Origin of the sequence: Mycobacteroides immunogenum, assembly GCF_001605725.1 — a bacterium.
GTDB lineage: Bacteria > Actinomycetota > Actinomycetes > Mycobacteriales > Mycobacteriaceae > Mycobacterium > Mycobacterium immunogenum.
In genome coordinates this window covers 3071506-3088710 of sequence record NZ_CP011530.1, presented here as the reverse complement: position 1 = coordinate 3088710, position 17205 = coordinate 3071506, and the positions used below count along the sequence as shown (strand labels likewise).

Genomic DNA, 17205 nt, shown 5'->3' with positions numbered 1-17205 from the left:
CATAATGATTAGGACATGTAACGATCTGAAAGGGGCTGCGCTGTGAGCTCAGCTGGACGGCTTTTCACCAGTGAATCGGTGACCGAGGGGCATCCGGACAAGATCTGTGACGCCATCAGTGATTCGATCCTGGACGCCATGCTCGCGCAGGACCCGAAGTCCCGGGTGGCGGTGGAGACACTGGTGACCACCGGCCAGGTTCACGTCGCCGGTGAGGTGACCACCTCCGCTTACGTCGACATCCCGCACATCGTGCGCGAGCGGGTGCTGGAGATCGGCTACGACTCGTCGTCCAAGGGCTTTGACGGCAACTCCTGCGGCGTGAATGTCGCCATCGGCGCGCAGTCTCCCGACATCGCGCAGGGTGTGGACACGGCCCACGAGGCCCGCGTTGAGGGTGCCGCGGATCCGCTGGACGCGCAGGGCGCCGGCGACCAGGGCCTGATGTTCGGCTACGCCATCAACGACACCCCCGAGCTGATGCCGCTGCCCATCGCATTGGCGCACCGGCTGTCCCGCCGTCTCACCGAGGTGCGTAAGGAAGGCCTGCTGCCGTACCTGCGCCCCGACGGTAAGACCCAGGTCACCATCGAGTACGACGGCGACAAGGCCGTGCGGCTGGATACCGTCGTGTTGTCCACGCAGCATGCCGCGGATATCGACCTCGACAACCTGCTGACCCCGGACATCCGCGAGAAGGTGGTCCAGGTGGTCCTTGACGAGCTGAACCAGGACGGCCTGGATCTCTCGAATTACCGGCTGCTGGTCAATCCGACAGGCAAGTTCGTGCTCGGTGGCCCGATGGGCGACGCCGGCCTGACCGGCCGCAAGATCATCGTCGACACCTACGGCGGCTGGGCCCGTCACGGCGGCGGCGCCTTCTCCGGCAAGGACCCGTCAAAGGTGGACCGCTCCGCCGCCTACGCGATGCGCTGGGTCGCCAAGAACGTTGTCGCGGCCGGGCTGGCCGACCGGGTCGAGGTGCAGGTCGCCTACGCCATCGGTAAGGCGGCCCCGGTGGGTCTGTTCGTCGACACGTTCGGTACCGCCACCGTGGATCAGGTCAAGATCGAGAAGGCCATCAACGAGGTGTTCGACCTGCGCCCGGGCGCGATCATCCGCGACCTGGATCTGCTGCGTCCCATCTACGCGCAGACCGCCGCGTATGGCCACTTCGGCCGCACCGACATCGAGCTGCCGTGGGAGCAGACCGACCGTGTCGACGCCCTCAAGGCCGCCATCTAATCACGCACCCGAAAACGCCGAGTGTGAGCACCAGTGCTCACACTCGGCGTTTTTGTCGCACTGGCACTCACACTCGACGGCTAGAAGACGCCGGGAATCAACGCTTTCCGGTCGGCCGGATAGTCGTCGAACTTCTCCCGGTACCAGCGGTGCGTGGCCAGCGCACGGGGGATGAGATTGCCCGCCGTGACTAGCAAGATCACCACGCCGGGCAAGGCCCAGGTCAAGATCGCGAAGCCGGACCACGCGATGAGTTCGCCGAGGTATGCCGGGCTGGTGACGAACCGGAAGCCGCCGCCGAACGGGATGCGGTACTCGGCCGCGCCCGGGTTCTTTTTGTCCCGCAGGTTGCGCACTATCGACTCGGAACTGACCAGCAGTGCGAAGCCGCACAGGTAGAGCGCCAGGCCGACCAGGAATCGCGGGTCACGCAGCCACCCGGTGGAGTACTGCCCGAAGAAGTCGTGACTGAACAGGGTCCCGTTGAGATACCCGTGCATCGACGTCACCAACATGCCCATGACCACGACCGAGATGTTGAAGGTGCTGCGCTTGCCCGGCACCTGGCGGATGGCCAGTGGGAAGAACCAGCCGCGATTGGCGTAGTGCAGCATCCATATCGCGGCGAGCACCAGCGAGGCCGGCTCGAAGCGGTGTGGCCCGGCCAGATAGCAGATGAGAAACACCACAGTCGCGGGAATCTCCATCAGCCACCAACCGAGCTTCGGATTCAGATTGAGCCCGAGTTTCGTGGTGGAGAAGCGCCCGTAGGAGCTTTGGGCGAAAAAGCCTCCGATGATCACGAACGCCGCGAACGCGAAGGCCGCCGTCAACACGGTGTCGTACGCAGAATTGCCGGTATACCAGTGCATGGTGTCTTCCTCGGTGAGCGAGCGGAGTCGCCCTGACGCGAACCGCAAAACTGTAACGTGTTCTACCACGGCCGCGTGGAGTTCTGGGTACTGCCCGGTCGCGGGGCGGTGGGTTGTGCGTTGCGTCGTTTGGCGCGCGCCGAAAGCGTAGTGCGCATAAAGTCGGCCAATGACGGTGATCAGAGCCGCACTGACGCAAGCGACTTGGACCGGTGACAAGGAATCCATGCTCGTCAAACACGAGCGTTTCGTCGCCGAGGCCGCGTCCCGGGGTGCCCAGGTGATCTGCTTTCAAGAGCTGTTCTACGGCCCGTACTTCGGCATCGTGCAGGACAAGAAGTACTACGGTTACGCCGAATCCGTCCCCGGTCCGGTCACCGAGCGATTCGCCGCGCTGGCCAGGGAACACCGCATGGTCATGGTGCTGCCGGTGTACGAAGAGGAGCAACCCGGCGTCCTCTACAACACCGCCGCGGTCCTTGATTCCGACGGCACGTACCTGGGTAAGTACCGCAAGCACCACATCCCGCACCTCGACCGATTCTGGGAGAAGTTCTACTTCCGGCCCGGCAATCTCGGATACCCGGTGTTCGACACCGCCGTCGGCAAGATCGGTGTCTACATCTGTTACGACCGGCATTTCCCCGAGGGCTGGCGCAACTACGGCCTCGCCGGAGCAGAGCTGGTGTTCAATCCTTCGGCCACCAAACCCGGTCTGTCCAATAGGCTTTGGGAACTTGAGCAGCCCGCGGCGGCGGCCGCCAACCAGTACTTCGTCGGCGCAAACAACCGGATAGGCACCGAAAGCGGTGAGTTCGGGGACGCGGCAGTCACCTTCTATGGCAGTTCGTACTTCGTGGATCCGCGCGGCAACTATGTCGGTGACATCGCCTCCGAGAGTGATGAGGAGATCGTGATACGAGATCTCGACCTGTCGCTGGTACGGCAGGTCCGGGATGACTGGCAGTTCTATCGGGACCGGCGTCCCGACACCTACGGTCCGCTCGTGGCGCCGTAGGAGGACACGGTGGCAACGACTTTGATCCGTGGCGGCACCGTGGTGTCGGCGACCGGGCGCGGCGCCGCCGACGTATTGGTCGACGGTGAGAGGATCGCGGCCGTCCTGCTGCCGGGTAGCACCCTGCTGGGGATGGACCTCGCCACCACCGTCGACACCGTGATCGAGGCGCGCGACAAGTACGTCATTCCCGGTGGCATCGACGCGCATACGCACATGTCGATGCCCTTCGGCGGGACCACCGCCTCCGACGACTTCGAGACCGGTACCCGCGCGGCCGCCTGGGGCGGAACCACCACCATTATCGACTTCGCGGTGCAGAAATTCGGTGAGCTGCTGCAGGATTCGCTGCAGGCCTGGCACGAGATGGCGGCCGGGCAGTGCGCGGTGGACTATTCCTTCCATCAGATTGTGGGCGACGTCAACGATGCCTCGCTGGCCGCGTTGCGGGCGCTGGCCGACGAGGGCATCACCAGCTACAAGATGTTCATGGCGTATCCAGGGGTCTTCTACAGCGACGACGCACAGATAGTGCGGGCCATGCAGGTGGGTGCCGATACCGGGCTGATGACGATGATGCACGCCGAGAATGGCCCCGCGATAGATGTTTTGGTGGCCCAGCTACTCGCTGAAGGCAAGACCACTCCCTACTACCACGGCATCGCTCGAGCCTGGCAGCTGGAGGAGGAGGCCACCCACCGCGCCATCATGTTGTCCAACCTGACGGGTGCGCCGCTGTACGTCGTGCATGTCTCGGCAAAACAGGCCGTCGCGCAGTTGGCCGCCGCACGGGACGCGGGCCAGAACGTGTACGGCGAGACGTGTCCGCAGTATCTGTATCTGTCGCTTGAGGACAATCTGGGTGCGCCCGGGTTCGAGGGTGCCAAGTGGGTCTGCTCGACGCCGCTGCGCTCCAAGCACGAGCATCACCAGGATGACATCTGGCGCGCACTGCGCACCAACGATATTCAGATGGTGTCCACCGACCACTGCCCGTTCTGCATGAAGGGGCAAAAGGATATGGGTCTGGGGGATTTCTCCAAGATTCCCAACGGGATCGGATCCATCGAACACCGGATGGATCTGCTGTATCAGGGCGTCGTGGACGGGCGGATCACGGTGGAGCGATGGGTGGAGATCACCTCGACCACCCCGGCGCGGATGTTTGGGCTTTACGGGCGCAAGGGCGTCATCGCCCCCGGGGCCGACGCGGACATCGTGGTGTACGACCCCCACGGGCACACCTCCATCGGCCTGGGCAAGACCCACCACATGAACATGGACCACTCGGCGTGGGAGGGATACGAGATCGACGGTCATGTCGACACTGTGTTGTCCCGCGGGAAGGTAATTGTCGACGGCGGCGAGTATCTCGGCAGCAAGGGGGACGGTGTTTTCCTGCGCCGCGACCTGTGTCAATACCTCATCTGAGATCATCTGATAGAGAGGGCCCGCGATGGATTTCGGAGTTGTCCTGCAATGCGATCCGCCGGCCGCACGCACCGTGCAGTTGGCCAAACTCGCCGAGGCCCATGGCTTTAGCCATCTCTGGACATTCGATTCGCATCTGTTGTGGCAGGAGCCCTATGTGCTCTACAGCCAGATCCTGCATGAAACCCGGCGCATTGTGGTGGGGCCCATGGTGACCAACCCCGCGACGCGGGATTGGACGGTGACGGCGTCGTTGTACGCGACCTTGAACGACATGTACGGCAACCGCACCATCTGCGGTATCGGCCGCGGCGATTCGGCGGTCCGGGTGACAGGTGGGGCACCGACGACACTGGCCGCGCTCCGCGAATCGATACATGTCATCCGGGAGCTCGCGAACTCGCGGCCAGTCGAATATCACGGTGCCACCATGCAGTTTCCCTGGAGCCGGGGGTCGGAGCTGGAGGTGTGGGTAGCGGCCTACGGTCCCAAGGCTCTTGCCCTCACCGGGGAGGTCGCCGACGGTTTCATCTTGCAGCTCGCCGATATCGATATCGCGCGCTGGATGATCGGGGCGGTGCGCGAGGCCGCCGTGGCCGCCGGGCGCGACCCCCGCGAGGTGCGGATCTGTGTGGCAGCCCCCATGTATGTGGGATCGGACTGGGCGCATATGCGGGCGCAGTGCCGCTGGTTCGGCGGTATGGTGGGCAATCACGTCGCCGATATCGTAGCCAAGTACGGCGCCAATGGTGAAGTACCGCAAGCGCTTACCGCATACATCGCCGGACGTGACGGGTATGACTACAACCAGCACGGCCGGGCCGGGAACACGCACGCCGAGTTTGTCAGTGATGACATTGTGGATCGCTTCTGTGTGCTGGGTACCGCCGATGAACACATCGCCAAGTTGTCCGAGCTCAAGGCGCTGGGCGTGGACCAATTCGCCGGGTATCTGCAGCACGACAACAAGGAAGAGACATTGCGGGTGTACGGGGAAACAGTGATTCCCGCACTGTCGCAACACATCACGGCGAAGAGCAGCTGATGGTATTGGAGGCTCCGGGTCCCACGCGCGGCAGATTGAGCAACGAGGATCTGGCGCCTGCCACCGCGGCACAAGCAACCTGGCGCACCTGGGACATCTTCTGTCTCTGGATGACCTCGGCGCACAGCCTGGGAAGTTACGGATTCGCCGTCGGAATGCTGGCGCTGGGGCTCACCGGCTGGCAGACCATGGTGGCATTGTTCACCGGGGTGCTGGTGCTGTGGGTGGGCAGCAACCTGATCGGGGTCGCCGGCCAGCGGGTGGGGGTGCCCTTTCCGGTCTTCGCGCGGGCCACCTTTGGGGTGTTCGGTGCCAACATCCCGGCGCTACTGCGTGGGCTGGTCGCCATCTTCTGGTACGGAATCCAGACCTACCTGGCCTCTACCGCGGTCATCGTGCTGCTCCTGCGCCTGGACCCCGGACTGCGCTCCTGGACCGAGCCGACGTTCCTGGGTCTGCATGCCCTCGGGTGGGCCGCGTTCCTGTCGCTATGGACCGTGCAGCTCCTCATCCTGAACTACGGCATGGAGGTGGTGCGTAAGGCATCGGATGTGGCCGGCCCGGTGGTCTGGATCGGGATGATCGCGCTGGCCCTATGGATGTTGAACAGCGTGAGTTGGAGCATCGACTTCGGTGCCCGCGCCGGCGCCCCGCTGTCGGGGGGTGCCACGGCGCTGGCGTTTACCGGTGTGGCATTCCTGATGGTCGCCTTCATGGCGGGCCCGCTGGTCAACTACGCGGATTTCGCACGCTTCGCACCGAGCAGGCGCGCGATTCTGCGGGGAAACGCGCTGGGCATACCGCTCAATGAGACCGCCTTCGTGGTGATCTCGATCGTCATCTCGCTCGCCGCGCTGAAGAAGTACGGCAGCGCGATGGCGGACCCGGTGGAACTGGTCGCGGATATCGATTCGGACGCCGTCGTGGTGGTGGCCGCGGTGCTCTTCGCGATCGCCACCGTCGGCATCAACGTGGTACTGAACTTTGTCTCTCCGTCCTACGACATCTCCAACGTCGCTCCGAAGTACATCTCGTTTCGCACCGGCGGCATCATCACGGCGGTGCTATCGGTTGCGGTGCTGCCCTGGAAGATCTGGGGAAACGAGGCCGCGATCGTGTACTTCCTGGGCGGGGTGGGCGCATTGATGGGGCCGGTGTTCGGGATTCTGGTGGTGGACTACTACGTGCTGCGACGAGGGCACACCAACATCAGGGACCTGTACTCGGAATCCACGGACGGCGCCTACCAGTACACCCGCGGCGTCAATCCCGCGGCACTGATCTCGCTGGGTGTCGCCGGTGCGGTGGCGGTCGGCATCGCGTTGGTGCCGCGAACACAAAGCCTGACCGCACTGTCGTGGCCGGTCGGGGCTCTGCTGGGCGGCGCCCTGATGTACCTGCTGAGCCGTGCGCCGTACAGATCTAGCCGTGGAGGGCCCTCTTGAGCGCGGCCAGGGAACGGTCACGCTCCTCGGTGGCTGCCGGGACGATATCGGCGTAGCCGAGGTAGCCGTGGATCAGCGTCGGCGCATTGTGCAGCTCCACCGGCACACCGGCGGCGCTCAACAGCTCGGCGTACTTGGCGCCGTCGTCGCGTAGTGGGTCGAACTCCGCCGTGCCGATGAACGCGGGGGCCAATCCTTCGAAGCTCTCCGCGCGGGCCGGAACCAGGGTCGGGCCCGCGGTGGCCGGATTGGTGTCGCCGAGGTACCACTTGCTCAGTGAGGCGACGGTCTTGAAGTCAAGGACGGGTGCCTCGGCGTTCTCCACCATCGACGGCAGCGTCGTATCAAAGGTGGTGGCCGGGTACCACAGCAGCTGGAACGCCAGGTCGATGCCGTTGTCCCGGGCCAGCTGCGCCATGACGGCCGAGAGGTTGCCACCGGCGGAATCGCCGCCCACGGCGAGCCGCGCCGGATCGCCGCCGATTTCGGCGGCGTGCTCGTGTACCCACTGCAGCGCGGCCCAGCAGTCCTCGACCGCGGCGGGGTAGGGGTGCTCGGGCGCCAGCCGATAGTCCACCGAGACCACGACGGCGTCGGCTTGCACGGCGGCGGCGCGGGCCACCGCGTCGTGGGTGTCCAGGTCACCGATCACCCAGCCACCGCCATGGATCAGCAGGAACACCGGACGCGCTGCGCCTTCGGCGGGTGTGTAGATCCGCAGAGGGATTTCTCCGGCGGGACCCGCGATGGTGCGGTCCTCGACCTTGGCCACCTCGATCCACGGCGGGCGCGCCGTGGCGACCGCCCGGTAGGCATCGCGGGAGGCCTGCGGACCGTCCGGCGAAATGAGTTGAATCGGAACAGCTTCCAGAATCTTGATGATGATCGGATCGATACCGGTGGTGGCTGTCATGGCCTCACCTTAGCGGCAGGCTGGGCGGGGCATACCAGGACAGACCGCACCGGCCAGCCTTCGAGTGCGAGTCTGGCGTGGAAAACTGGCCGATTTTCCGCGCGAGGCTCGCACTCGGCGCTGGGCGTCGTGGCGATGGACCCATGGAGGCGTCGGGCGCGTCTGCTACAACGACCAGGTGACTGCGACACGGGTGGTGGCCGAGCACGAGCCCATTGCTCGGGTACTGCCCTTGCTCACCGTGCCGCATCTGGATCGCGAATTCGACTATCTGGTGTCGGCGGAACAATCCGACGACGCCCAGCCCGGCGTGCGGGTGCGGGTGCGCTTTCACGGCCGCCTGGTCGATGCCATCCTGCTGGAGCGCCGTTCGGAAAGTGATCATCCCGGCAAGCTCGGTTGGCTGGATCGCGTCGTGTCCGGCACGCGGGTACTCACCCCCGATGTGCGCCGGCTCGTCGACGCGGTGGCGGCGCGGTATGCGGGAACACGCGCCGATGTGCTGCGGCTTGCTCTGCCGCCGCGCCATGCGCGCGTCGAGAAGGAAAATCGCACCCCGGTCGCCATGGACGTTGCACCGGCGGCGGTGGAGGCCGCGGGCTGGAGTCGGTACCAGCGCGGCGAGCGCTTCCTGGAGGCGCTGTCGCATGGTCGCGCGGCACGGGCGGTGTGGCAGGCGCTGCCGGGCGAGGCGTGGTGCACGCGGCTGGCAGAGGCCGCCGCGGCGACCGCGGCCACCGGAAGGGGAGTGCTGGCGATCGTCCCGGATCAGCGGGACATCGATGCGCTGTCCGCCGAATGCGTGAAACACGTTGGTGCGCAACGTGTGGTGGCACTCGCGGCGGAACTGGGCCCCGCCGAACGTTATCGGAGATGGTTGGCGGTGTTGCACGGCCAGGCGACCGTGGTGATCGGCACCAGGGCCGCGGTGTTCGCACCGGTGACCGATCTGGGGCTGGTGATGGTGTGGGACGACGGTGACGACAACCTCGTCGAGCCCCGGTCGCCATATCCGCATGCCCGGGACGTGGCAATGCTGCGGGCACACCAGTTGCGCTGTGCCGCCGTGATCGGCGGATACGCGCGCACCGCCGAGTCGCAGGCACTCGTCGAGAGTGGTTGGGCGCATGACCTGGTTGGTGCCCGGCCCGTGGTGCGGAAGGCCTGCGCGCGGATCAATGCGCTCGACGACAGCGGGTATGCGCAGGAACGCGATCCGGCGGCGCGGTCGGCGCGTCTGCCGATGGTGGCCCTTGCCGCGGCCAGAGATGCGCTCAAACGCGGACACTCGGTACTGGTGCAGGTGCCGCGCCGTGGCTACGTGCCGGCGCTGGCTTGCACGAAATGCCGAACCGTCGCGCGGTGCCGGCATTGCACCGGCCCGCTCGGATGGGAAGGGCCGGGCGGGGCATCCAACAGCGCCAGCCCGAGCTGCCGATGGTGTGGGCGAGTCGATGCCGATTTACGTTGCGCGCGTTGCGGATCGAATGCGGTGCGGGCGGTGGTGGTCGGTGCTCGCCGGACGGCCGAAGAGCTCGGCAGGGCGCTGCCGGGAGTTCCGGTCGTGACATCCGGTGGTGGTGAGGTGCACGCCACGGTTGATGGGCCGCCCACTCTGGTGGTGTGCACGCCGGGAGCAGAACCGTTGACCCCCAACGGGTATGGCGCGGCGTTGCTGTTGGATGCCTGGGCGCTACTGGGCCGCCAGGATCTAAGGGCGGCCGAGGACACCCTGCGCAAGTGGATGGCCGCTGCCGCCTTGGTGCGCGGGCGCGACGAGGGCGGAACGGTCGTGGTGGTGGCGGACTCGTCTCTTCCCACCGTGCAAGCCCTGATCCGGTGGGATCCGGTGGGGCACGCGGCCGCCGAACTGGCGGCGCGTGCGGAGGTTGGGCTACCGCCGCAGGTGCATATCGCCGCGATCGACGGTCCCGGTCCGGCGGTGGCAGCGCTTGTCGACACCGCCGACCTCCCTGCCGGTGCCGAGCTGCTGGGTCCCGTCGAGCTGCCGGTGGGTGCGCGCCGGCCGGCCGGCATACCCGATGGCGTCGAGGTGGTGCGCATGCTCATCCGCGTTGAACGGGCTGCGGGACTGGAGCTGGCGGCGGCTTTGCGCCGCGGAGTCGCCACCCTGAGTGCCCGGCGGGACGCCGAGCCCGTCAGAGTTCAGATCGATCCACTCCACGTGGGCTGATCTGGCGAATTTCAGGTATTTGCGGTAGCGAGTCTGGCTCTATCGCCGATACCTTCGGCGAAGGTCTCCACGATGTAGCCGATGAGGTCGTCACGAGTCATCATGCGGGACGCACTCCACCAGTTGATGGTCATCAAGACGCCCCCGACCGCAAGCCGCGACCAGATGGGCGCCAGCCGCGTCATCTGGTCGCCGGGGAACTGTGCGTGCAAATGCTCCTCGGTCACCTGCGCGATGAGATCGAAGACTCCGTGATCGAGCTGCTCCTGGGCGGTGAGGTCGCGATCGAGTGCGATGTACAGCTCTGGTTCCGCGCTGATCCAGTCGATCACCAGAGCGGAAAAGGCCCGGATCTGGTCGCGGGTGGTACCGACCATGCTGTGTTGCCACGCTCCGGAGATCAGGCGGTCGGCGTGCCGACGGCTCAGGGAGCGCAGCAGGTCGGCCTTGGTGGGAAATATCGCGTAGCACGCTGACCTGGCGAACCCGGCCTCTCTGGCCACTTCGGCGATGGAGACGGTGCCGCCGCTGTTGCGAATCGCGCGCTCGGCGGCGTCGAGCAACTCCTCGGTTCGCAGCTTGCGATCGTAAGGAGCGCCACTGGGGCGGCCTCGTCCTCTGGTAGCCATCGAAATTATGGTATCGGATGTATCCAGAGTTGTTGCGGCTATCTATGGCGAACCTCATCACGCGCGCTGCGCCGTTCCGCTCTTCTCGGGATTCGATGTGGGCGGTGCATTCTTCCTAGACTGGCGCGGTGCGCATAGTGTTCGCCGGTACTCCGGCCCCGGCGTTGCCGGCTCTGGAGCGGTTGTTGGCGTCCCGTCATGAGGTGGTGGCGGTACTGACCCGGCCCGACGCGCGCGCAGGCCGGGGGAGGGCATCGGCGTCCTCGCCGGTGGCCGAGCTGGCGCGCGCGCATGGACTGCCGGTACTGACCCCGGCGCGTCCGAACGATCCTGAATTCGTCGCCGAGTTGGCGCAGTACCGCGCCGATTGCTGCGCGGTCGTGGCTTACGGCGCCCTGCTCAAACCCGACCTGCTCGCGGTACCCCGGCACGGCTGGGTGAATCTGCATTTCTCGCTGCTGCCGGCTTGGCGTGGGGCGGCTCCGGTGCAGGCGTCCATCGCGGCAGGGGATGAGATCACCGGCGCGACAACATTTCTGATCGAGCCAGCGTTGGACAGTGGGCCCGTATATGGAGTGGTCACCGAACGAATTTCGCCCACTGACACCGCCGGGCAACTGCTGGGCCGACTGGCCGTATCCGGCGCCGGCCTCCTCGAATCGACGATGGACGGGATCGAGGACGGGGCGTTGGTCGCCGTGCCGCAGTCGGCGGACGGCGTGAGCACGGCGCCGAAAATTACCGTGGAACAGGCGCGTATCCGCTGGGAGCTGCCCGCGCATGCGATCGATCGTCACATTCGTGCCATGACCCCGGAGCCCGGTGCGTGGACCACCATCGGCGACAGCCGGGTGAAGGTCGGGCCGATCGGCATTGCCGCCGACGAACAATTGCCGCCCGGTGCCATTGTGGTTCGCAAACGTGACGTCTTGGTGGGCACCGGCACGTCGGCCATCGCGCTCAATGAGGTGCAACCGCAGGGCAAGAAGCTGATGAACGCCGCGGATTGGGCTCGTGGCGTGCGATGGGACGCGGAGGTCACCGCACAATGAGCACCCGACCCTCGCGCCGGCGGCCCAATCAGGAATCCCGCCAGAACTCACGCCCGCAAGAGCGTGCGCGCCGAAAGCTCGATGCACCGCGCCAGGCCGCCCTCGACGTGCTGCGCGCGGTGTCACGCCACGATGCCTACGCCAACTTGGCACTGCCCGCGCTGCTGCGCGAACGCGGTATCACCGGGCGCGACGCTGCCTTTGCGACCGAGCTCACCTATGGAACCTGTAGGGCCCGTGGCCTTCTGGACGCGGTGATTGCTTCGGCGGCGGGCCGCACGATCGACCAGGTAGACGAGGGGCTACGCGATCCGTTGCGGTTGGGGGCGTACCAGCTATTGCGGACCCGGGTGGAACCACATGCCGCGCTATCGACCACCGTCGACGCGGTTGCCGTCGAATTCGACCAGGGTAGAGCGGGTTTCGTGAACGCGGTGTTGCGGACCATCTCGCGCCGGGACGAGGCGGATTGGGTTGGTGAGCTGGCGCCGCCGGAATCAGACCGGATCGGACGGCTCGCGTTCGCGACCGCGCACCCCCGATGGATTGCGCAGGCATTCTCCGATGCGCTGGGGCCGGCGGGAGTGGAACTGGGCGAGGTCTTGGCCAGCGACGACGAGCGTCCACTCGTGCATCTCGCCGCCCGGCCGGGCCGGATCGACGCGGAATCGCTGGCAGAGGCGGTGGGCGGCACAGTCGGCCGCTACTCACCCTTCGCCGTGTATCTCCCCGGTGGGGACCCCGGTCGCTTGGAGCCGGTCCGCGACGGTCTGGCGCAGGTGCAGGACGAAGGCAGCCAGTTGATCGCGAATGCGACCGCGTTGGCGCCACTGGACGGGTCCGATGAGCAGTGGCTTGATCTGTGCGCGGGGCCGGGTGGAAAGGCCGCCCTGTTGGGCGCGCTGGCCGCTCAGCGCGGTGCCCAGGTGACCGCGGTCGAGGTTGCCGCACACAGGGCGGAGCTGGTAGCCGCCGCCACGAAATCGCTGCCTGTAACGGTGGTGACCGCGGATGGGCGCGAGAGTGGTTTGGCACCCGCGTCGTTCGACCGGGTGCTGGTCGACGCGCCGTGCACCGGTCTGGGCGCACTGCGCCGGCGTCCCGAGGCGCGCTGGCGCAGGCAGCCGGGCGACATCCCGGCGCTGGTCAAACTGCAGCGCGAGTTACTCTCCAGTGCAATCGAATTGACGCGCCCGGGCGGAATTGTCGTGTACAGCACTTGTTCGCCACATTTGGCTGAGACGGTGGGCGTGGTATCCGATGCGGTGCGGCGTCATCCGGTGACCGCCGAGGATGCTCGCGGGATGTTTCCCGGTGTGGACAGGCTGGGTGACGCCGGCACGGTGCAGCTGTGGCCGCACCGGCACGGAACTGACGCCATGTTCACCGCCCTGCTGCGCAAACACACCTGAAGTGGCACATAAGCTGAACGGCATGTCGCACCGTGCTCCGATGATCGCCCCATCGATACTGTCCGCCGATTTCGCCCGTCTCGCCGATGAGATGGCGGCGGTTGAGGGTGCCGATTGGCTGCACGTGGACGTGATGGATGGGCATTTCGTGCCGAACCTGACACTGGGACTTCCGGTGGTCGACAGCCTGCTGGCCGCGACCGATATCCCCATCGATTGCCACCTGATGATCGACAACCCGGATCGCTGGGCACCCGGATATGCCGAGGCGGGCGCCCACAATGTGACGTTCCATGCCGAGGCCACCGACAATCCCGTCGCCGTCGCCCGCGACATTCGGGCGGCAGGGGCCAAGGCCGGGCTGAGCATCAAGCCGGGTACCCCGCTGGAGCCATATCTTGAGGTGCTGAAGGACTTTGACACACTTTTGGTGATGTCGGTCGAACCCGGATTCGGCGGACAGTCGTTCATCGCGGGTGTGCTGGATAAGGTGCGCGCGGTACGTAAGCTCGTCGACTCCGGCGAATTGTCGGTACTGGTGGAAATCGATGGCGGAATCAACGCCGACACCATCGAGCAGGCCGCCGAGGCGGGTGTCGACTGTTTTGTCGCGGGCTCGGCGGTCTACGGGACGCAGAACCCCGAGGCGGCCGTGCGGGCACTTCGCGGGCAAGCTGCCAGGGCAGCAGCGCATTTGGCCCGTTGACATGACCGATCAGACCGGTCTCGACACAGCCATGGAGCTGGCGATCCGGGCCGCCGACGAGGTCAAGGGCAGCACCTATCCGAATCCACCCGTCGGTGCGGTCATCCTCGATGCCGCCGGAATGGTGGCGGGTGTGGGTGGTACCCGCCCGCCGGGGCAGGAGCATGCCGAGGTGGTCGCGTTGGCCCGGGCGGGAGCCGCCGCCCGCGGCGGCACCGCAGTCGTCACCTTGGAGCCCTGCAACCATCAGGGCAGAACCGGGCCGTGTGTGGACGCACTTGTCGCGGCCGGTGTTTCACGTGTGGTTTATGCCGTCGCCGACCCGAATCCGCAGGCTGCGGGGGGAGCCGAGCGGCTGCGTGAGTTGGGCGTCGAGGTGTTGGGTGGTGTAGCCGCCGACCGAGTGGCGGCGGGGCCGCTGCGGGAGTGGCTGCACAAGCAACGCACCGGACGTCCCCACGTCACCTGGAAGTACGGCGCCAGCGTCGACGGGCGCAGTGCGGCCAATGATGGCACCAGTCAATGGATCACCAGTGAGCAGTCGCGGGCAGACGTGCACCGGCGCCGCGCTTTCGCGGATGCCGTGCTGGTGGGCACCGGTACCGTATTCGCCGACGACCCGCAGCTCACCGCACGAACTCCGGACAATGAGTTGGTGCCGCACCAACCGTTGCGTGTTGTCGTCGGTATGCGTGAGGTGTCCTCGGACGCAAAGGTTTTGAACGACGACTCGCACACCATGGTGATCCGGACCCACGATCCCGTGGAGGTGCTCGCGGCGCTGGGGGATCGCACCGACATCATCCTGGAAGGCGGACCGACGCTAGCCGGCGCGTTCCTGCGGGCCGGCCTCGTGGACCGCATTCTGGCCTACCTGGCGCCGATGCTGCTGGGTGGCAACGTCCCCGCCGTGGAGGACGTGGGCGTTGCCACCCTGTCGCGTGCGCTGCACTGGGAGTACGACCAGATCGAACGGATGGGCCCGGACGTGCTACTGAGCCTCGTCCCGCGACTTACGTTGTGAACCAATGAATATCGCGATAGCTGCGCCGACCGCACAGACGATTGCGGTAATCGCGAACATCTCGCCGTACATCTGACTGTAAGCGTTGATGAACCGGTCGGCGACTCGTTGCACATCAAGGATGCTCGGCTTTTCGGGCTTGGGTTCCTTGGCGGCCATCTCATCGAATATCTGGTAGAAGCGGTGGATACCCCAACCGCCCAGGGCCGACATCCCGATGAGCATGCCCGTCATCCGGGCCACCACCACCAGAGCCGAGGCGATACCGTGCTGTGCCGCCGGCACTACGCGCAGTGCCGCCGAGGACAGCGGGCCGATCACCAGGCCCAGGCCGACACCGGCTACCGCCAGGTCCACATCCAGTCGGGGCAGGGTGAAGAACCCGAAGTTGTGAACCGCCGACAGTACGTCCACCGGCCAGCCCGAGATCAGGTAATACCCGAACGCGGCGATGAGCAGACCGGCCACCGCGATGATCCGGTCTCCGAATCGGGTCGCCAGCCAACCGCCGATCACCGCGCCGATTGGCAGCGCGACAAGGAATCGCGACAGCAGGAACACCGCGTCGGCCTTGTCCATCCCTAGTACGCCCTGCCCCAGCAGCTCGATGTTCACGAGCGTCACCATCAGCGCGGCACCGGTCGCGAGCGATGCCGCCAGCGCTGCGAAGAACGGTCCGAACCGAACCCCTGCGGGGCTGATCAACCGGGTCGTGGCGCGTGACTCCCACGCGATGAACGCCACAAACGCGATTCCGGACCCGATCAGGACCGGCAACGCCCACTCGGGTAGCGCGGAGACCTTGGGATCGGGGCTGTACAAGCCCACGACCAGCAGAGCCAGCGCGACGGCCAGTAGCGCGCCGCCGACGACATCGACCTTCGGGCGATCCGGGTCGTGTTGGTGCGCGGGAACACTGAACTGAACCAACACGATGGCGATGATCGCCAGCGGCACGTTGACCCAGAAGATCGCCGTCCACGAGCCGAACAACCACACACACAGCACGCCGTACAGCGGACCCAGCACGCTGCCGAGCTCCTGCGCGGCACCGATGCCGCCCAGGACCGTCGCGCGATTGCGCGCCGCCCACAGATCGGCGCCCAGTGCCAGGGTGACCGGGAGCAGAGCGCCGCTGGCCACGCCCTGAATGACACGGCCACTGACCAGCATCGTGAGGTCGGTCGACAGCGCGGTGACCACCGAACCGATCGCGAAGCCCGCCAGTGCCAGCTGCAGGATCAGGCGGCGGCCGAACCGGTCGGAAGCCTGCCCCAGCAGCGGCATCGCGGCGATGTATCCGAGCAGGTATCCCGTGACGATCGGGGTGACCTGCTGGATGTTGTTCAGCGCGATATTGATATCGCGCATGATGTCGGTGATGACGCTGACCACGACATAGGTGTCGAGGGCGCCCAGCATCACCGCCAGGCCTCCGGCGCCTATCGCGATGCTGCGGTGCCGCAGCGGCAGCGAAGTGCCGGGCTCCGTCACTGTGTCCGTCACGAGGCGGGCTTGTCGACCGTGACCGGCTTGCCCCAGTCGGACAACGACATCTCGATCGTGTTGCCCGGGGAGGTGTCAACGCTGATCTTGGTCAGCGCGTGATTGCCGTCCTTGGCGATCCAGGCCTTGGCGGGAATGTCGGAGGTGAGCTTGGTGCCACCGGTGAAGGTGTTCAGCGCGTCCTTGCTCATGGTTCCGGTCACGAGCACGGAGTCGACCCCGTCGATGGTCTCGGTCTTCTCCGACTTGGCGCCGGTGATGTTCGACAGCAGGTTGGCCAGCCCCTTGTTCGGGTCGAGGATCAGCCCCACGTCGTAGATGTCCTTGACGGGCCCCATGCTGGTGTAGGTGGTGCTGAGCTGAGCGAACAGCTCACCGTCGACGACGACGAACGGGAGCTCCAGCCCGCCGGTCTTGGCGGTGCCCTTGGCGGCCACGGCCGGCTTAGTGGTCAGATCGCCGGTGAGGTCGGAGAGCTTGAGCGTGGGCTTGTCGCCGGTGACCTTGAGCACGATATGCGTGCTGGTCTGGGTCTTGGTGGTGGCCGCCGATTCGCTGAGCAGCGTGGCGGCCTCGGGCAGATTGGGGTCGGCCTTCTCGGTCTTGGAGCAGCCGGCCAAGGCGATGGCGGCGACTGCGACAGGAATCAGGGCGAGGCGGATGCGGTTGCGCATGAGTCCGATCGTAGAGGCTGAGCCCGACCCCTGGGAGGC

The 17205-nt window shown here is 66.2% G+C and carries 15 protein-coding genes; 10 read left to right on the top strand and 5 right to left on the bottom strand.

What is annotated here, in order from left to right; genetic code table 11:
- The first annotated feature begins 42 nt into the window (after nucleotides 1–42).
- Nucleotides 43–1245, top strand: coding sequence for a methionine adenosyltransferase (gene metK, locus ABG82_RS15055; protein WP_043075545.1), 1203 nt, complete (start codon nucleotides 43–45; stop codon nucleotides 1243–1245).
- An 80-nt stretch (nucleotides 1246–1325) separates the two neighbouring features.
- On the opposite strand, the gene ABG82_RS15050 is transcribed toward metK, so the two are convergent.
- On the bottom strand, nucleotides 1326–2117 hold the full coding sequence (locus ABG82_RS15050) for a phosphatidylethanolamine N-methyltransferase family domain-containing protein (RefSeq protein ID WP_043075546.1): 792 nt from the start codon (nucleotides 2115–2117) through the stop codon (nucleotides 1326–1328).
- A gap of 169 nt (nucleotides 2118–2286) precedes the next feature.
- Between ABG82_RS15050 and ABG82_RS15045 the strand changes: the two genes are divergently transcribed.
- From ABG82_RS15045 to ABG82_RS15030, 4 genes are read left to right on the top strand one after another with little or no spacing between them, the layout of a single operon-like run.
- Nucleotides 2287–3135: a nitrilase-related carbon-nitrogen hydrolase gene (locus tag ABG82_RS15045; protein WP_043075547.1), complete on the top strand. Its 849-nt coding sequence runs from the start codon at nucleotides 2287–2289 to the stop codon at nucleotides 3133–3135.
- 9 nt (nucleotides 3136–3144) lie between these two features.
- A complete protein-coding gene (gene hydA, locus ABG82_RS15040; protein WP_043075548.1) occupies nucleotides 3145–4566 on the top strand; it encodes a dihydropyrimidinase in 1422 nt (473 codons plus the stop codon).
- Between the two features lie 25 nt (nucleotides 4567–4591).
- On the top strand, nucleotides 4592–5611 hold the full coding sequence (locus tag ABG82_RS15035) for a TIGR03842 family LLM class F420-dependent oxidoreductase (RefSeq protein WP_043075549.1): 1020 nt from the start codon (nucleotides 4592–4594) through the stop codon (nucleotides 5609–5611).
- The gene (locus tag ABG82_RS15030; protein WP_043075550.1) at nucleotides 5611–7056 is read left to right on the top strand and encodes an NCS1 family nucleobase:cation symporter-1; all 1446 of its coding nucleotides are present in this window, start codon (nucleotides 5611–5613) and stop codon (nucleotides 7054–7056) included. The genes ABG82_RS15035 and ABG82_RS15030 overlap by 1 nt, the downstream gene beginning before the upstream one ends.
- Here the strand turns inward: ABG82_RS15030 and ABG82_RS15025 are convergent.
- On the bottom strand, nucleotides 7034–7969 hold the full coding sequence (locus ABG82_RS15025; RefSeq protein ID WP_043075551.1) for an alpha/beta hydrolase: 936 nt from the start codon (nucleotides 7967–7969) through the stop codon (nucleotides 7034–7036). The genes ABG82_RS15030 and ABG82_RS15025 overlap by 23 nt on opposite strands.
- Nucleotides 7970–8147: 178 nt before the next feature.
- Here ABG82_RS15025 and ABG82_RS15020 point away from each other — a divergent pair, with 178 nt between their 5' ends.
- Nucleotides 8148–10163 carry a primosomal protein N' gene (locus tag ABG82_RS15020; RefSeq protein WP_078343328.1) on the top strand — a complete coding sequence of 672 codons (2016 nt, stop codon included), beginning with the start codon at nucleotides 8148–8150 and terminating at the stop codon, nucleotides 10161–10163.
- Between the two features lie 11 nt (nucleotides 10164–10174).
- Here the strand turns inward: ABG82_RS15020 and ABG82_RS15015 are convergent, their stop codons facing one another.
- Nucleotides 10175–10741 carry a TetR/AcrR family transcriptional regulator gene (locus ABG82_RS15015; RefSeq protein WP_043075794.1) on the bottom strand — a complete coding sequence of 189 codons (567 nt, stop codon included), beginning with the start codon at nucleotides 10739–10741 and terminating at the stop codon, nucleotides 10175–10177.
- Nucleotides 10742–10920: 179 nt separating this feature from the next.
- Here ABG82_RS15015 and fmt point away from each other — a divergent pair, with 179 nt between their 5' ends.
- From fmt to ribD, 4 genes are read left to right on the top strand one after another with little or no spacing between them, the layout of a single operon-like run.
- Nucleotides 10921–11844 carry a methionyl-tRNA formyltransferase gene (fmt, locus tag ABG82_RS15010; protein ID WP_078343221.1) on the top strand — a complete coding sequence of 308 codons (924 nt, stop codon included), beginning with the start codon at nucleotides 10921–10923 and terminating at the stop codon, nucleotides 11842–11844.
- Nucleotides 11841–13256, top strand: coding sequence for an RsmB/NOP family class I SAM-dependent RNA methyltransferase (locus tag ABG82_RS15005; protein ID WP_043075552.1), 1416 nt, complete (start codon nucleotides 11841–11843; stop codon nucleotides 13254–13256). The genes fmt and ABG82_RS15005 overlap by 4 nt, the downstream gene beginning before the upstream one ends.
- A gap of 22 nt (nucleotides 13257–13278) precedes the next feature.
- Complete coding sequence (gene rpe / locus ABG82_RS15000; protein ID WP_078343327.1) at nucleotides 13279–13962, top strand: ribulose-phosphate 3-epimerase; 684 nt, start codon at nucleotides 13279–13281, stop codon at nucleotides 13960–13962.
- A 1-nt stretch (nucleotide 13963) separates the two neighbouring features.
- Complete coding sequence (gene ribD, locus ABG82_RS14995) at nucleotides 13964–14986, top strand: bifunctional diaminohydroxyphosphoribosylaminopyrimidine deaminase/5-amino-6-(5-phosphoribosylamino)uracil reductase RibD (protein WP_043075553.1); 1023 nt, start codon at nucleotides 13964–13966, stop codon at nucleotides 14984–14986.
- On the opposite strand, the gene ABG82_RS14990 is transcribed toward ribD, so the two are convergent.
- Both ABG82_RS14990 and ABG82_RS14985 read right to left on the bottom strand, forming a co-directional pair.
- Nucleotides 14954–16492 (bottom strand): MFS transporter, encoded by a 1539-nt coding sequence (locus ABG82_RS14990; protein ID WP_043075554.1) that lies wholly within the window; start codon nucleotides 16490–16492, stop codon nucleotides 14954–14956. The two genes, ribD and ABG82_RS14990, sit on opposite strands and share 33 nt — an antisense overlap.
- Entirely contained in the window at nucleotides 16489–17166 is a 678-nt protein-coding gene (locus tag ABG82_RS14985; RefSeq protein ID WP_043075555.1) for an LppX_LprAFG lipoprotein, read from the bottom strand. The genes ABG82_RS14990 and ABG82_RS14985 overlap by 4 nt, the downstream gene beginning before the upstream one ends.
- Nucleotides 17167–17205 lie beyond the last annotated feature (39 nt).